Origin of the sequence: Nocardia sp. NPDC050712 (assembly GCF_040654295.1) — a bacterium.
In the GTDB taxonomy this organism is placed as follows: Bacteria; Actinomycetota; Actinomycetes; order Mycobacteriales; family Mycobacteriaceae; genus Nocardia.
In genome coordinates this window covers 85,709-100,213 of sequence record NZ_JBFAHT010000004.1, presented here as the reverse complement: position 1 = coordinate 100,213, position 14,505 = coordinate 85,709, and the positions used below count along the sequence as shown (strand labels likewise).

Here is a 14,505-nt window from a genome sequence, read left to right as displayed (position 1 = left end):
CACCCGAGCGGCTCAGCGATGTTCCTTCACCGTGCGCCACCACTCGTTCAGCGAGAACCGGCCGGTGCCCGGCGCCGGGGGATTGCGATCCATGTAGGCCATCGCGGCGACGATCGCGGCGACCGCGAGGGTGATGCCGCCGACGATGCCCGCCCAGCCCGCGAACGAGCGGGTGTTGGGGTCGGCGTAGCTGACCTCGGCGCGGATCTGGGACACATCGCCGGGCGGCAGCTTCCAGGAGACGGTGGAGTCGTCCTCGCGGTTGCCGTTGGTCTTGGCGACGCGCGCCGGGAAGGCCACGGTGAATTGCACGTCGGAGCCGTGCGGCGGCACCGATTTCAGATCGACGCGCCCGCTCAGGCTGACCAGATCGCCGGTGCGCTGCATGCTCAGCTGGAACATGCCCTGGCTCTGCTCGGACAGCCCGCCCAGCTGGGACAGCTCACCGAAGGACAGATCCTCGAAGAAGACCTTGCTGCCCACGTACCCGTCCTGGGTGTAGGACTCGACCCGCACCTTGGCGGCCAGCGACTCGGGCGCCTTCAGCTGCGGCCCTTTGTCGTTGGCGTCGGCCGGCACCACCGCGGCCACGATCCGCCCGGACACCCGGTCGTTCGACGACACGCCCATGGACACCTGTACCCGCAGGCAGGCCGCGAGCATCGGCACCAGCAGCGCGGCCAGCACCACCGCCCCCGCTATCCGGACGCCGGTGCGGCGCGGCGACGCGGGAACCGGGGCAGCGGGCTTCGTGGTCATCGGGCTAGGTTGCACGGCTCACATCGTGCCAGGCCCGACCCCGCAATTGCCACGCGACAACCCGTAGACGGTCTGCCGATCGACCGGAATCACCGATAACGGGCAAGCCACCCCAGCAACGGGATTCCGAGCAGCCCCATCCCGAGCGCCCCGTAGGCGGCCGAGGCGGGCAACCCGAGAAACACCGCGTGCGCCAGCGCCGACCCCAGCCAGGTCCACAGGAACACCGCGACCGGCACCGCCACCGACGCGTCGCGCGCTCCCGCAATGCCCCGGGCCCACGCCCCGCCCGCCGAGTGGGCACTGCTGTGTTCCGCCCGTATCACTTCCGCCGAGCGCACACTCCCGTGTTCCGGCCGCGCCACCTCCGCCGAGTGCGCACCGCCGTGTTCCGGCCGCGCTGCTGCCGGCGAGTGCGCGCTGCCGCCCTGCGCCCCCGCCGACGCTGCACGCGAGTGCGCACTGCCGCGCTCCAAAACGGCCAACAGCCCTGCCATCACCAACCCCACCGCGAACCACCCCGCGTAGTTCGTCAACGGGATCTGCTCCAGCCCCGGCAACCCGGAACCGGCATCGCACCACCGCCATTGGCCATCCGCCACCATCTGCGGATCCAGGAACAGGTCCCACCCGACCGCGCCTACCGCCGTCAGTCCGATCCGCGCCGCTACTGTCCGCGCCAGCAACCCGGCCACGATCCACACCGGGTACAGCCCGCCGGTCCACGCCAGCGGCACGATGAGCGGCACCCCGGCCAGCGCCGGCCCGAGCCGGTCGACGGCGTAGTCGTAGCAGCCGAACGGGAACCCGGTCGCGGTGCCGATCACCTCCGCCAGCAGCCCGAGCCCGGACACGATCACCAGAAACCCCGCCGCGTAACCCGACCCGCGGGTCCGGGCGGCGTGGGCCAGGGCAGTGGCCGCCGCGAGCAGCACCACGACCACGGTCACCCGATCGCGGGCGCCGCCCTGCGTGAGCGGATAGCAGATCTGCGCCGCGACGAGAGCGACCGCCAGCACCGCGGGAACCAGCGCCCGATCGCTCGTCCTCACCCGGCGGCCTGCGGATGCAACCCGTCGAAACCGCCGCGGGCCAGGCGTTCGACGCCGCGCAGGATCTCGGCCCTGGTCACCGCGGGAACCACGAGCACGTTCGACAGCGTGCAGTATCCGAACTCGGCCACCTCGTCCGCGATCTCCTGGGTCAGACGGGCGGGATCGAAGACCGTGATCGTGAACGCGGCCGCGACCGTCGCCACGCTCAACTCGACCAGATAGCCCTTGGCCTCGGTCTCGAATTCGTAGCCGTCCAGGTACTCCGGGAAGCTGACGGTGTAGCGCAGTTCCCGTCCGTGCTCGGTCATCTCGTCGTAGCCGATCATCGCCTGCGTGACAGGGCGAATCGGCCGCGCCGGGCATCGCGCAACACCAGTCGTGCGGCGCTGCGGCCGCTCGCGCCGGACACGCCGCCACCCGGATGGGTCGAGGCCCCGGTCAGATACAGCCCCGGCGCACCCGGCACCCGCTGCCCGGACAGCTCCGGAATCGGCCGCCACAGCATCATCTGGTCCAGCGACATCTCCACGTGCATCACGTTGCCGCCGCGCAGCCCCATCTCGCGTTCCAGGTCGACCGGTGTCTGCACATGGCGGCGCAGCACCGTGTCCGCGAAACCGGGTGCGTAGGAGTCGACTTCGGCGATGATCCGGTCGGCCTCCCGCTCGGCGTGCCCGGCCCAGTCGCTGCCGTCGGCCAGCCGATAAGGATGCCATTGGGCCCACAGTGAGAGCTGATGTTCGCCCGGGGGCGCGATGCTCGGGTCCAGCGCGCTGAAACTCATCGCCAGCACCACGGGGCGCGGCGGCAGGTCACCGGCCAGGGCCGCGCCGTGCGCCCGCCGCAGCTGCGCCCGGTCGGACACCAGGAATTGCAGTCCGTGCGCGGATTCCGCGGCCGTGGCCCCGGGATAGTTCGGCAGCGCGCTGGTGGCCAGCCGGACCACCATGCCGATGCCGGGGCCGACGCGGATGCGCCGCTGCCAGTCGTCGAGCGGCTCGGCGTCGAAACCGCCCGCGCGCAGCAGATCCAGCGTGGTGAGAATGTGGGTGCCCGCGATCACGGTGTCGGCCCGCAGGTTTCGGCCCGCGGCGGTGCGCACCTCCCAGCCCGCGCCCGCGCGCCGCACGGCGGTGACCGCGTCACCGGTGGTGACCGTGCCGCCGTCGGACCGCAGCCGGGCCGCCAGAGCCTGTGTCAGCGCGCCACTTCCGCCGACGGCGCGACCGGGCGGCAGTTTGTGCATGAGCGCGGCGAACCCGACCATGGGCGCGGTGCCGGGCTCCGACATCGGCGGCCCGGATTGCGCGCCGAACCAGGCCAGCGAGGCCTTGAGCCGTTCGTCGCGAAAGTAGCTGTCCAGCAGCGCGTCTCCGGGCTGCAGGAATTCCCGGGACAGGGCGCTGCCGCCGTCGCTCGCGTCCAGGCCCCAGAACGAGCGCAGCAGCCGCCCCGGCGTGGACCGGCCGCCGAACGCGCGCATCACCCGATCGCTGCGGGTACCCCAGACATCGACGAAGCGCCGGTAGGCGATGGCGTCGTGGGCGCCGCACGCGGCGGCGATGGACGCGCAGGTGCGGTCCAGCGCGCGATGGAACACGATCGGCGGCGCGCCGTTCGCACCGGGTGTGAATCCCCAAGGGTCGCAGTCGATGTAGCGCAGCCCGAAGCGCTCCAGCTCGAGCTCCTCGACGATTCCGGTGTGGCGCACCATGATGTGCGCGGAGGACCCGCGATCGACCTGGTGCCCGGGAAACCGCTCGACGGTCGACACCGCGCCGCCGAGCACCTCGTCGCGTTCGAGCACCTCGACCGGTTCACCCGCCCGGGCCAGATAGCAGGCCGCGACCAGCGCGTTGTGCCCCGACCCGAGCACCACCGTCGTCACAGCGGCAGCCGCCGGCCCAGGATCGCGAACGGGCGGTTGTCACCCGCGAACACGAAGTTGCGGACCACGTCGCCGAACCCCTCGCGCCGGTACAGCCGCCAGGCCCGGTTGTCCTCGCCCTCGACCTCGGGCGTGGACAGCAGCACCGCGCCCTCGTGCCGGCGCCGCAGCAGCCGGGTCAGCAGCATCGCGCCGAGCCCCTGGCCCTGGGCCGCCGGGTGCACGTGCAGCTCGGTGAGCTCGAAATAGTCCGAGAGCAACTCCCTTGCCGAATGCTCCGGCCAGCCGTTGCGGCGCATCCCGCTGTGCACTTGCTGATGCCACCACTGGTGCGGCGCGCCGCTGTAGCCGTAGGCGATGGCCAGCAGCGGCGCCTTGCGCAGGTCGATGCGCCCGTCGTCGTCGGGCAGGAACGCGGCCACCGCCTGCCAGCCGGGCCGGGTGGTGTGCTCGGTCCACATCGGGGCGCGATGGTTCTCGGTGCCGTGCGGATATCCCATCGCGGCGACATACACCGACAGCGCGTCGTGCAGTCGGTGGCGCAGCTCGGTCACCGAGAGGTCGACGACGACGGGTGCGGGTGCTGATCTGTGTTCGGGCTTGACGGCAGTCATGGCTCTCGGACGGAAAGTTGTCGGTGGGTGTCCCTATATTCAAGCGTAATTCAAACGTTCGAATGCCTGTTCGGTCCGCTCGGTGGGTGAAGAGCACTCCAGGACTCCGGGTGTCGAGGAGCGGAGGAATGGGGAAATGTCATCTCGGATGGAGCAGCCGGGCCACGCCGGCCGGGCGGTCAAGCTGCTGAAAAGGGCGGACGGCTTGCTCATGGAAGCGGCCGGTGAGCACGATCCGGCCGAACGGTTCCGCACCGGCTACCTGGCCGCGCTGCGCGGGGCGGGCGCGGTGCTCGCGTTTACCGGGGCTGACGCTGCCCCGCGGGCCCGCTCGCGCAACGCCTGGGTGCTGCTACAGCGCGCCGCGCCCGAGTTCGTCATGTGGGCGGACTACTTCAGCGCGCACTCGGATTTGCGGGCCGCGCTGGAGGCCGGGCTGGATCGGGAGATCGATGATCACCAGGCAGATGAGTTCTATTCGCGGGTAGGAGCATTCCTCCACGACGTTGAAGACATGCTGACCACAACCTCTCGTTTACGCCCCGCACCCGGCCTGAACGGCGGCTTGACCGCATAGACGCCACGCCATGACCAGTTAGTTATGCGCGAGAAGGTGGTACGGCCCTGATCGAACTCGTATCATTGGTCTCAGATAGCCGCCAAGGTCGGCTGTTTGTCGCTTACCCGGAAGCGGCAGCCCACGTCTAGTGCCGGGGGAGGTACCGTGCCACTCTCCGAGCACGAGCAGCGCATGCTCGAACAAATCGAGAGCGCGCTCTATGCTGAGGATCCGAAGTTCGCCTCGTCCGTCCGCGGCGGACGACTTCGTTCGACCTCGAGTCGCCGCAGACTCCAGGCCGCGGCTTTGTTTGTCCTCGGTCTGGTTCTGCTCGTCGCCGGCATCGCTTTGCCGAAGCTCGGCGGCTTCCCGATCATCAGCCTGATCGGTTTCATCGTCATGTTCGGAGCCGGCGTTCTGCTGTTGCTCGGCAGTTCGAAGGGTGGCGCGGGCACATCCGACGCCTCGCCCGGCGGCTCCGGCGGCAGTGGGCCGAGCGGGTCCGGGCGCGGCAAGAAGTCCGGTGGTTTCTCCGAACGCATGGAGGACCGCTTCCGGAGACGCTTCGAACAAGAGTAGGTATGGCGCCGCGAGGCCCATCCCTCGATATGTGAACAGCAGCGGCGACGTCGCACCGATCTCGGGTGCGACGTCGCCGTCTCATGTCTGTGATCACTTACCCCCTGCGCGCCTCATCCAATCCGCTCCACCCCGCCCCACCCGATTCCCCCACTCCGTCCCACGCCCGATGGGGTTGCTGGGTGTTTCCGGGCGATCTGTCATGCCCGCGCCGCGTGTCGGCGGAACACGCGAAAGCTCTGCACCACCGTGATAGCTGTGATGACCTGCGGAATCGCGAAACCGGGGAGGGAGATCACCCACGTATTCGATTGAAAGTGGGGGAAAGTGGGGTAATGTGGAGCGCGCACTACAGGAGAGGCCATCCCGACGAGGTGATCCAGTAGGGAGGTATCGAGGTGTTTCTCGGTACCTACACACCTCGCCTGGACGACAAGGGGCGACTCACGTTGCCTGCGAAGTTTCGAGACGATCTGGCGGGAGGGTTGATGGTCACGAAAGGCCAGGACCACAGCCTTGCCGTGTATCCCAAAGATGAGTTCACCGCGCTCGCTCGCCGAGCCGCGGCGGCATCTCGAAGCAATCCGCAGGCTCGCGCGTTCGTCCGGGCACTCGCCGCCGGAACGGATGAACAACGTCTGGATGCGCAGGGCCGGATCGTGTTGTCAGCCGAACATCGTCGCTACGCGAACCTGGACAAGGATTGCGTGGTGATCGGCTCGGTCGACTTCCTCGAAATATGGGATAAGCAGGCGTGGGAGTCCTACCTCGCCGAGAACGAGGAGGATTACGCGCAAGCGAGAGACGAGTCGCTGGGCGGAATCTTCTAGCCCCGAAACAACGAGTGCCACGCGGCCTCTGCCCGGACGCGGACCCTGACGTACTTCCCCGACGCCAGGTGCCGAGGTTCGGTCAGAGACCACGCGGCATTCGTTTTCGAACAAGCAGCTTTCTCAACCCACGCCGCTGAGCCGTAGGCGGTGCGCAACGACGCGAGGCAGATCCGGGAGGTCGAGGTGAACCCAGAACAGCCCGGCCCCCGCCATGTTCCCGTCCTGCTCGGCCGCGCCGATGCCCTACTCGGTCCCGCGCTCGCCGAACCCGGCGCCGTCTACATCGATGCCACGCTCGGATTGGGCGGGCACGCAGAGCATTTCCTGCGCACCTACCCGAAATCCCGGCTGGTCGGGCTGGATCGCGACACCAACGCCCTCGAACTGGCCGCCGCGCGCCTGCGGCCGTACGAGGATCGAATCACCCTGGTGCACACCCGCTATGACGGCGTCGCCGACGCACTGAGTCAGGCCGGGCTGGACGCGACCGGTTCGGTCAGCGCGATCCTGATGGATCTCGGCGTCTCCTCCATGCAACTGGACGAGGCCGATCGCGGTTTCGCCTACTCGGTGGACGCGCCGCTGGACATGCGGATGGACCCGACCGCCGGCCTCACCGCCGCCGATGTGCTCAACACCTACGGCCACGGTGATCTCGCGCGGGTTCTGAAAACCTATGGCGAGGAACGCTTCGCGGGCAAGATCGCCTCCGCGGTGCTCAAACGCCGGGAGCGCAAACCTTTCGAAACCAGCGCCGAGCTGGTCGAACTGCTCTACGCGACCATCCCCGCGGCGACGCGGCGGACCGGTGGTCATCCCGCCAAACGGACCTTCCAGGCCTTGCGCGTCGAGGTGAACGGCGAACTCGATTCGCTGCGCGCCGCGCTGCCGGCCGCGCTGGAATCGCTCCGCGTGGGTGGCCGCATCGTGATCATGTCCTACCAGTCACTGGAAGACCGGGTCGTGAAACACGAACTGGCGCCGCGCGTCACCTCGCGCACGCCGGTCGATCTACCGGTCGAACTGCCCGGGATGGGTCCGGAGTTCCGGATGCTCACGCGCGGCGCCGAGAAGGCGACCGAGCAGGAGATCGAGGAGAACCCGCGAGCGGCGCCCGTGCGAATGCGCGCCGCCGAGCGGATTCAGGAGATGGAGGGGAGAACATGAGTATTCGCGAACGCGTTGCACAGCCGGGTCGGGTCGCCCGGCGGGTGCAGGCCGCGGACCGGGTGAAATCCGGTGCGGCGGAACGGGCTTACGCCAAGCGCAAGCTGCGCGCCGAGACCAAGGAGCAGGCTCCGCCGAAGCTGCCCCGCCGCCGCGCCTCGGCCATGGCCACCCGGATCCCGTTCGTGGCCGCGATCATCGCGCTGCTCGGCTGTGGCCTCGCGCTCACCCTGCTGCTCACCACGCGCGCCGCCGAGGACAGCTACCAGCTCAGTGATTCCCGCTCGCTCAACCGCAAGCTCGCCGAGGAACGCGCCGGCCTGCAGCGTGAAGTGGAAGCCGCCGATTCGGCGCCCGAGCTCGCCGCCCGCGCCCGCGAGCTCGGCATGATTCCCGCCAAGGATCCGGCCCGGCTGATCATCGCCCCGGACGGCACCATCAGTGTGATCGGTGATCCGACGCCCGCACAGGGCCCGCCGCTGCCGCCGCTGAACACCGCACCCGCCCAGCCCGCGCCGCAGCCGCACGCGCAGGCGCACGGCGAACGCGTGGTTCCGGTCGCGCCGCCGCGCACCCCGGGTGAGGTCAGCGACCAGGCCAGCGGTGCCACGGCGCACACGACGACGCCTAGCCCCGCGCCCGCGGCGCAGCAGGTCGCGCCGACCGCCACGCCCAGCCCCGTGCCCTCGCCGATCGCGGCGCCGGTCGCCGAGGCGCCGCAGCTGGTGACGGAATCGCCCGTGCCGCAGGTCGATCCGGTTCTGCCCGCCCTCGACCAGCCGGAGGTCGCTCGGTGACTCAGGCGAGGTCCGCGCCGCGTCAACGCCGCGGCCCGCGGCCTCCCGGTGGCCCCCGGCCACGCAAGGGCGCCGACACCAACCCGCTGCGGTTGCGCATCGGGGTCGGCCGGATCGTCATGCTGATCGCCCTGGCCGTCGTCGCGCTGCAGCTGCTGTGGGTGCAGAGCATCGCCGCGCCGAAACTGTCGGCGCAGGCGGCGGATCAGCGCACCACCACCGAGCCCGAACTCGCCACCCGCGGCCCGATCACCGACCGCTACGGCAACAAGCTGGCCTTCACCATCACCGCGAAGGCCCTGACCTTCCAGCCGGTGCAGGTGCGCAAAGACCTCGAGGCCAAGCGGGCCAAGAGCGACAAGGCGCCCGAGCCGGACAAGCGCCTGGAGGAAATCGCCAAGGCCATCCACGACAAGCTCGGCAAGCAGGCGCCGCCGGTGCCCGCGCTGCTCGAGAAGATGCGTGGCGAGGACACTTTCGTCTATCTGATCCGCAATGTGGACGCGCGCGTCGCCTCGGAGATCAAGGCGCAGTACCCGGAGGTCGGCGCGGAGCCGCAGTCGCTGCGGGAGTACCCCGGCGGCTCGCTGGCCGCCAATGTGATGGGCTCCACCGGCTGGGACGGGCACGGGATCATCGGCCTGGAATCCTCGCTGGACGCGGTCCTGGCCGGTACCAACGGCTCCCAGACCTACGATCGCGGTTCCGACGGCGCGGTCATCCCGGGCAGCTGGCGCGATCGCCAGCCCGCGGTGAACGGCAACGGCGTCGAGCTCACTCTGGATTCGGATCTGCAGTACTACGTGCAGCAGCAGGTGCAGCAGGCGCGCGAGATGTCGGGCGCGCGCGGCGCCTCGGCGGTGGTGCTGGACGCCAAGTCGGGCCAGGTCCTGGCCATGGCCAACGACAGCACCTTCAATCCCGCACTCGGCCCGCAGAACTGGGACTCGGCCAAGACGAGCAACCCGTCGGTCTCGGACGTGTACGAGCCCGGCTCGGTCAACAAGCTGGTCACCGCGGCCGCCGCGATCGAGTACGGCCTGACCACTCCCGACGAGGTGCTGCAGGTTCCGGGCTCGATCAGCATGGGCGGCGTCACCGTCGCCGACGCCTGGGTGCACGGCACCCAGCCCTATACGACCACCGGCGTTTTCGGTAAATCCTCGAACGTGGGCACGCTGATGCTGGCCCAGCGGGTCGGCGAGGATCACTTCGCCGACATGCTGCACCGGTTCGGGCTCGGCCAGCGCACCGGCGTCGGCCTGCCCGGCGAGAGCGGCGGCATCGTGCCCGCCCGGGATCAGTGGTCCGGCTCCAGCTTCGCCAACCTGCCGATCGGGCAGGGTCTTTCGATGACGACGCTGCAGATGACCGCCATGTACCAGGCCATCGCCAACGACGGCGTCCGCATTCCGCCGCGCATCGTGCGGGCCCAGGTCGCGCCGGACGGCACCCGCACCGAGGAGCCGCAACCCGACGGCGTCCGCGTGGTGAACCCGCAGACCGCCGCGACGCTGCGCACCCTGTTCCAATCCGTGGTGCAGAAAGACCCGATGCGCGCCGAGCAGAACGGCACCGGCGCGCCCGCAGCCATCGAGGGCTATCAGATCGCCGGGAAGACCGGCACCGCCCAGCAGATCGACGCGCGCTGCAAGTGCTACTCCAACTCCAACTACTGGATCACCTTCGCGGGCATCGCCCCGGCCGACAACCCGCGCTACGTCGTCGGTCTCATGCTCGACGCTCCCATGCGCAGCTCGGACGGCACCGGCGGCGGCTCCGCGGCGCCGCTGTTCCACAGCATCGCGTCCTGGGCCCTGCAGCGCGATCGCATCCCGCCCTCACCGGCGCCCTCCCGGCGCTTCACCTTGGTGGCGGATTAACGCGACACCCGGTGGGCTGCCTGGCGGAGTTCGGAACGGTCGCCGGTAGTGTGACTCGTCGTTCAACCGTGCCGAGCAAGCCACCGCGGAGAGTAAAGGAGCAAGGTGCCCTCGCAGTCCAACCCGCACGTACTGCGGCCGGCGGTTTCCCCGTCGACCCAGCTGTCCACCGTGCTGGAGCTGACCGGAGCCGATCCGATCGCAAGCGACCCCGACCAGCTGGAACGACTGCGGGTCACCGGCATCGAGCAGCGTTCGCACGCGGTGCACCCGGGTGACCTGTTCGCGGCCCTGCCCGGCGGGCAGGCGCACGGCGCCCGCTTCGCCCGGGACGCGGTGGCGCGCGGCGCGGTGGCGGTGTTCACCGACGCGGCGGGCGCCGAGCTGATCGGCCCGATCGAGGTGCCCGTCCTGGTGCGCGAACAGCCGCGCGCGGTGCTCGGTGAGCTGTCCGCGGCGCTGTACGGGCATCCGTCGCGGCGGTTGCGGGTCATCGGGATCACCGGCACCTCGGGCAAGACCACGACCGCCTACCTGGTGGAGGCGGGTCTGGCGGCCGCCGGACTGTCCACCGCGCTGATCGGCACCATCGAGACCCGCATCGGCGGGCAGCGGGTGCCGAGCGCGCTGACCACCCCCGAAGCCCCGCAGCTGCACGCCATGTTCGCGCTGATGGTCGAGCAGGGCGTGGACGCGGTGGTGATGGAGGTGTCCAGTCACGCGCTGGCGCTGGGCCGGGTCGACGGCGTCCGGTTCGCGGTGGGCGGGTTCACCAACCTCTCCCAGGATCACCTGGACTTCCACGCCGACTTCGACGACTACTTCGGCGCGAAACGCCGGTTGTTCGCGGCGGATTCGCCGGTGGCCGCCGAGATCGCGGTGGTCTGTATCGACGACGAGTGGGGCATCAAGCTGGCCGCCGACCTGGAGGTGCCGATCACGGTGTCCACCTGGGGCATCCAAATGTCTTCGGCGGACTGGGGTTTGGCGGGCGCCATCGAAACCTACGGCGGTGAACAGGAATTCGTCGCCACGCACCGCGGGCAGAGCATTCCCGTGCGGCTGCGGCTGCCGGGTCGCTACAACGTCGCCAACGGTCTGCTGGCCATCGCGCTGTGCGCGGCGGCCGGCGTCGAGGCCGCGACGGCCGCTGCGGCGCTGAGCATGGTCGACGTGCCGGGCCGGATGCAGCGGGTGGAACAGGGCCAGGAGTTCCTGGCCGTGGTGGACTACGCGCACAAGCCCGCCGCCGTCGAATCGGTCATCGCCACGCTGCGGGGGCATCTCGAATCCGCCGCGTTCCACGCGCAGGCCGCCGATCAGCCCGAGGCCGACCCGGGCGGCAAGGTCACCCGTGACACCGGACGGCTGGCGGTCGTGCTCGGCGCCGGCGGCGATCGTGACGCCGGGAAGCGGCCGCTGATGGGCGCGGCCGGCGCGCGCGGCGCGGACCTGCTGATCGTCACCGACGACAACCCGCGCAGCGAGGACCCGGCCGCCATCCGCGCCGCCGTGCTCGACGGCGCGCAGCGGATCCCGGCCGCCGAGCGGGCCGAGGTGCGCGAGATCGGCGATCGCGCCGCGGCCATCGCCGCCGCGGTCGAGTGGGCCGCCGCGGGCGACGTGGTGCTGGTCGCGGGCAAGGGACACGAGGAAGGCCAGGAGATCAACGGCCACAAGCATCCGTTCGACGACCGGAAGGTGCTCGCGGACGCGGTGCGCCACAAGCTTTCCGGCGGTTCCAGCGCTACCGACGCGGAGGGCTTGACGCTTCGATGATCGAGATGACACTGCGCGAGATCGCGGACATCGTGGGCGGCACGCTGCACGATGTCGCCGATCCCGAAGCCCGGGTGACGGGCTCGGTCGAATTCGATTCCCGGGAAATCGGTTCCGGCGATCTGTTCCTGGCGCTGCCCGGGGAGCGTTCGGACGGCCACGATTTCGCGGCCGCCGCCGTCGCCGCCGGCGCGGTCGCGGTGCTGGCGGCCCGGCCGGTCGGCGTACCCGCCATCGTGGTCGAGCCGGAGACCGGCGCGGCGCGCTCGCGGTCGGTCGCACTGACCGCGGACACCGACGGCTCGGGCGCGGCGGTGCTGGCGGCGCTCGCTAATCTGGCGCACGCCAGCGTCGAAAAGCTCACGGCGAGTACCGGACTCACCGTGATCGGACTCACCGGCTCCTCGGGCAAGACCTCCACCAAGGACCTGATCGCGGCGGTGCTGGCCCCGCTCGGCAGCGTCGTCGCCCCGCCCGGCTCGTTCAACAGCGAACTGGGCCACCCGTGGACCGCGCTGCGCGCCGACGAGCAGACCCGCTTCCTGGTGCTGGAGATGTCCGCGCGCGGCCCCGGCCACATCGCCGCGGCGGCGCGCACGACTCCGCCGAGTGTCGGTGTCGTGCTCAACGTCGGCACCGCGCACCTCGGCGAGTTCGGCAGCCGCGAAGCCATCGCCAAGACCAAAGGCGAACTGGTGGAAGCGCTTCCGGCCACCGGGCTCGCGGTGCTCAACGCCGACGACCCGAACGTCGCCGCCATGGCGGCGCGCACCGTGGCCGCCGTGCAGACGGTCGGGCGGTCCACCGGCGCCGACATCCGCGCCACCGACATCCGGATGGACGACCGGGCGCGCGCGGGTTTCACGCTGCACGCCCCGCAGGGCAGCATCGCCGTCCAGCTGGCCGTGCACGGCGAACACCAAGTGGGCAACGCCCTTTCGGCCGCCGCCGTCGCACTGCACTGCGGCGCCGACCTGGCGACGGTCGCCACCGCGCTGTCCGGCGCCCGCGCGGCCTCGGCCCGGCGCATGGATGTCCGGACCACCGACGACAACATCACCGTCGTCAACGACTCCTACAACGCCAACCCGGATTCCGTGCGCGCGGCGCTCAAAGCCCTGGTCACCATGGCCAAGGCCGAGGCGACGCCGCGGCGCAGCTGGGCGGTGCTCGGCGAAATGGGCGAGCTGGGCCCGGAATCGGTCATCGAGCACGACGCCATCGGGCGGCTCGCGGTGCGCCTGGATGTGGACCGGCTGGTCGTGGTCGGCACCGGACGACCGTCCCGCGCGATGCATCAGGGAGCGGTGATGGAAGGCTCATGGGGCGAGGAGTCGATTCTCGTGCCCGATATCGGCGCGGCCATCGCGTTACTCGACGAAGAAGTCGAGGCGGGCGATGTGGTGCTGGTCAAGGCGTCGAAGTCGGTCGGTCTGTGGACCGTCGCCGAACACTTGATCAGCGCGGAACGTGCCAGCACACGCAGGGGTAGCACGGAGGCCAATCAGTCTTGAGGCAAATACTATTCGCGGCGGCGATCGCGCTGGCGGTGTCGATCATGTTGACACCGCTGCTGATCAAGATGTTCGCCAAGCAGGGCTTCGGCCAGGAGATCCGGGTCGACGGCCCGGCCAGTCACCAGGCCAAGCGCGGTACGCCCACCATGGGCGGCGTCGCCATCCTGATCGGCATGTGGGCCGGTTACCTCGGCTCGCACCTGATCGGCATCATGTACAACGCCGACGGGCCCTCCGCCTCGGCGCTGCTGGTGCTCGGCCTGGCCACCGCGCTGGGCGCGGTCGGCTTCGTCGACGACTTCATCAAGATCCGCAAGCAGCGCAACCTCGGGCTGACCGCGGCCGGTAAGTACGTCGGCCAGCTCACCGCGGCCGTCGTCTTCGGTGTGCTCGCCCTGCAATTCCGCAACGACCACGGCGTCACCCCGGCCAGCCGGCACCTGTCGTATGTCCGCGACATCGCCACCGTGTCGATGGGCGCGGTCATCTTCCTGGTGTGGGTCTCGATCCTGGTGATCGCCTGGTCCAACGCGGTCAACCTGACCGACGGCCTGGACGGCCTGGCCGCGGGCTCGATGAGCCTGGTGCTGGGCGGCTACGTCATCATCACCTTCTGGCAGTACTACCACTCCTGCTCGTTCGAGGTGGAGCGCGGCTGCTACGACGTGCGCGACCCGCTGGATCTGGCGCTGGTCTGCGCCTCCGGCGCGGCGGCGTGCATCGGCTTCCTGTGGTGGAATGCCGCGCCCGCCAAGATCTTCATGGGCGACACCGGTTCGCTCGCGCTCGGCGGCATGCTGGCCGGCCTGTCCATCACCACCCGGACCGAGCTGCTGATGGTCGTCATCGGCGCGCTGTTCGTGGCCGAGGCGCTCTCGGTGGTGCTGCAGGTGGCGGTATACCGGACCACGCGTAATCGATTGTTCAAGATGGCGCCCTTCCATCACCATTTCGAACTCAGTAAATGGGCCGAGACAACAGTGATCATCCGGTTCTGGTTGCTGGCCGCCATGGCCTCCGCAGTCGGTCTCGGGTTGTTCTATAGCGAATATCTCTCCAAGGTCGGGTGAAACAA

General features: G+C 70.0%; 14 protein-coding genes. 9 read left to right on the top strand and 5 right to left on the bottom strand.

Annotation, left to right across the window (positions count from 1 at the left end; genetic code table 11):
• Positions 1-12: 12 nt before the first annotated feature.
• From AB0H76_RS28575 to AB0H76_RS28555, 5 genes are all read right to left on the bottom strand, one after another.
• Positions 13-759 carry a DUF3153 domain-containing protein gene (locus tag AB0H76_RS28575; protein ID WP_357330098.1) on the bottom strand — a complete coding sequence of 249 codons (747 nt, stop codon included), beginning with the start codon at positions 757-759 and terminating at the stop codon, positions 13-15.
• Positions 760-848: 89 nt separating this feature from the next.
• Positions 849-1,811: a carotenoid biosynthesis protein gene (locus tag AB0H76_RS28570; protein WP_357330096.1), complete on the bottom strand. Its 963-nt coding sequence runs from the start codon at positions 1,809-1,811 to the stop codon at positions 849-851.
• Positions 1,808-2,140, bottom strand: coding sequence for a hypothetical protein (locus AB0H76_RS28565; protein WP_357330094.1), 333 nt, complete (start codon positions 2,138-2,140; stop codon positions 1,808-1,810). The genes AB0H76_RS28570 and AB0H76_RS28565 overlap by 4 nt, the downstream gene beginning before the upstream one ends.
• Positions 2,137-3,702 carry an NAD(P)/FAD-dependent oxidoreductase gene (locus tag AB0H76_RS28560; RefSeq protein ID WP_357330092.1) on the bottom strand — a complete coding sequence of 522 codons (1,566 nt, stop codon included), beginning with the start codon at positions 3,700-3,702 and terminating at the stop codon, positions 2,137-2,139. The genes AB0H76_RS28565 and AB0H76_RS28560 overlap by 4 nt, the downstream gene beginning before the upstream one ends.
• On the bottom strand, positions 3,699-4,316 hold the full coding sequence (locus AB0H76_RS28555) for a GNAT family N-acetyltransferase (RefSeq protein ID WP_357330090.1): 618 nt from the start codon (positions 4,314-4,316) through the stop codon (positions 3,699-3,701). Before AB0H76_RS28555 ends, AB0H76_RS28560 begins: the two co-directional genes overlap by 4 nt.
• A 136-nt stretch (positions 4,317-4,452) precedes the next feature.
• Here AB0H76_RS28555 and AB0H76_RS28550 point away from each other — a divergent pair, with 136 nt between their 5' ends.
• From AB0H76_RS28550 to mraY, 9 genes are all read left to right on the top strand, one after another.
• Positions 4,453-4,893 (top strand): SAV_6107 family HEPN domain-containing protein, encoded by a 441-nt coding sequence (locus AB0H76_RS28550; RefSeq protein WP_357330088.1) that lies wholly within the window; start codon positions 4,453-4,455, stop codon positions 4,891-4,893.
• Positions 4,894-5,040: 147 nt separating this feature from the next.
• Positions 5,041-5,454: a DUF3040 domain-containing protein gene (locus AB0H76_RS28545; protein ID WP_357330086.1), complete on the top strand. Its 414-nt coding sequence runs from the start codon at positions 5,041-5,043 to the stop codon at positions 5,452-5,454.
• Between the two features lie 398 nt (positions 5,455-5,852).
• Positions 5,853-6,284, top strand: coding sequence for a division/cell wall cluster transcriptional repressor MraZ (gene mraZ / locus AB0H76_RS28540; RefSeq protein WP_194819414.1), 432 nt, complete (start codon positions 5,853-5,855; stop codon positions 6,282-6,284).
• A 186-nt stretch (positions 6,285-6,470) separates the two neighbouring features.
• Complete coding sequence (gene rsmH / locus AB0H76_RS28535) at positions 6,471-7,454, top strand: 16S rRNA (cytosine(1402)-N(4))-methyltransferase RsmH (RefSeq protein ID WP_357330084.1); 984 nt, start codon at positions 6,471-6,473, stop codon at positions 7,452-7,454.
• A complete protein-coding gene (locus AB0H76_RS28530; protein ID WP_357330082.1) occupies positions 7,451-8,251 on the top strand; it encodes a hypothetical protein in 801 nt (266 codons plus the stop codon). Before rsmH ends, AB0H76_RS28530 begins: the two co-directional genes overlap by 4 nt.
• 119 nt (positions 8,252-8,370) lie before the next feature.
• Positions 8,371-10,134 carry a penicillin-binding protein 2 gene (locus tag AB0H76_RS28525; RefSeq protein ID WP_357330907.1) on the top strand — a complete coding sequence of 588 codons (1,764 nt, stop codon included), beginning with the start codon at positions 8,371-8,373 and terminating at the stop codon, positions 10,132-10,134.
• 105 nt (positions 10,135-10,239) lie between these two features.
• A complete protein-coding gene (locus AB0H76_RS28520; RefSeq protein WP_357330080.1) occupies positions 10,240-11,913 on the top strand; it encodes a UDP-N-acetylmuramoyl-L-alanyl-D-glutamate--2,6-diaminopimelate ligase in 1,674 nt (557 codons plus the stop codon).
• Positions 11,910-13,427 carry a UDP-N-acetylmuramoyl-tripeptide--D-alanyl-D-alanine ligase gene (gene murF, locus AB0H76_RS28515; protein ID WP_357330078.1) on the top strand — a complete coding sequence of 506 codons (1,518 nt, stop codon included), beginning with the start codon at positions 11,910-11,912 and terminating at the stop codon, positions 13,425-13,427. The genes AB0H76_RS28520 and murF overlap by 4 nt, the downstream gene beginning before the upstream one ends.
• Positions 13,424-14,500: a phospho-N-acetylmuramoyl-pentapeptide-transferase gene (mraY, locus tag AB0H76_RS28510; protein ID WP_357330076.1), complete on the top strand. Its 1,077-nt coding sequence runs from the start codon at positions 13,424-13,426 to the stop codon at positions 14,498-14,500. Before murF ends, mraY begins: the two co-directional genes overlap by 4 nt.
• Positions 14,501-14,505 lie beyond the last annotated feature (5 nt).

Coding starts and splice junctions, on each gene's coding strand:
- AB0H76_RS28575 (WP_357330098.1), bottom strand. CDS start 759: ATGACCACGAAGCCCGCTGCCCCGGTTCCCGCGTCGCCGCGCCGCACC.
- AB0H76_RS28565 (WP_357330094.1), bottom strand. CDS start 2,140: ATGATCGGCTACGACGAGATGACCGAGCACGGACGGGAACTGCGCTAC.
- AB0H76_RS28555 (WP_357330090.1), bottom strand. CDS start 4,316: ATGACTGCCGTCAAGCCCGAACACAGATCAGCACCCGCACCCGTCGTC.
- AB0H76_RS28550 (WP_357330088.1), top strand. CDS start 4,453: ATGTCATCTCGGATGGAGCAGCCGGGCCACGCCGGCCGGGCGGTCAAG.
- AB0H76_RS28530 (WP_357330082.1), top strand. CDS start 7,451: ATGAGTATTCGCGAACGCGTTGCACAGCCGGGTCGGGTCGCCCGGCGG.
- AB0H76_RS28525 (WP_357330907.1), top strand. CDS start 8,371: ATGCTGATCGCCCTGGCCGTCGTCGCGCTGCAGCTGCTGTGGGTGCAG.
- murF (WP_357330078.1), top strand. CDS start 11,910: ATGATCGAGATGACACTGCGCGAGATCGCGGACATCGTGGGCGGCACG.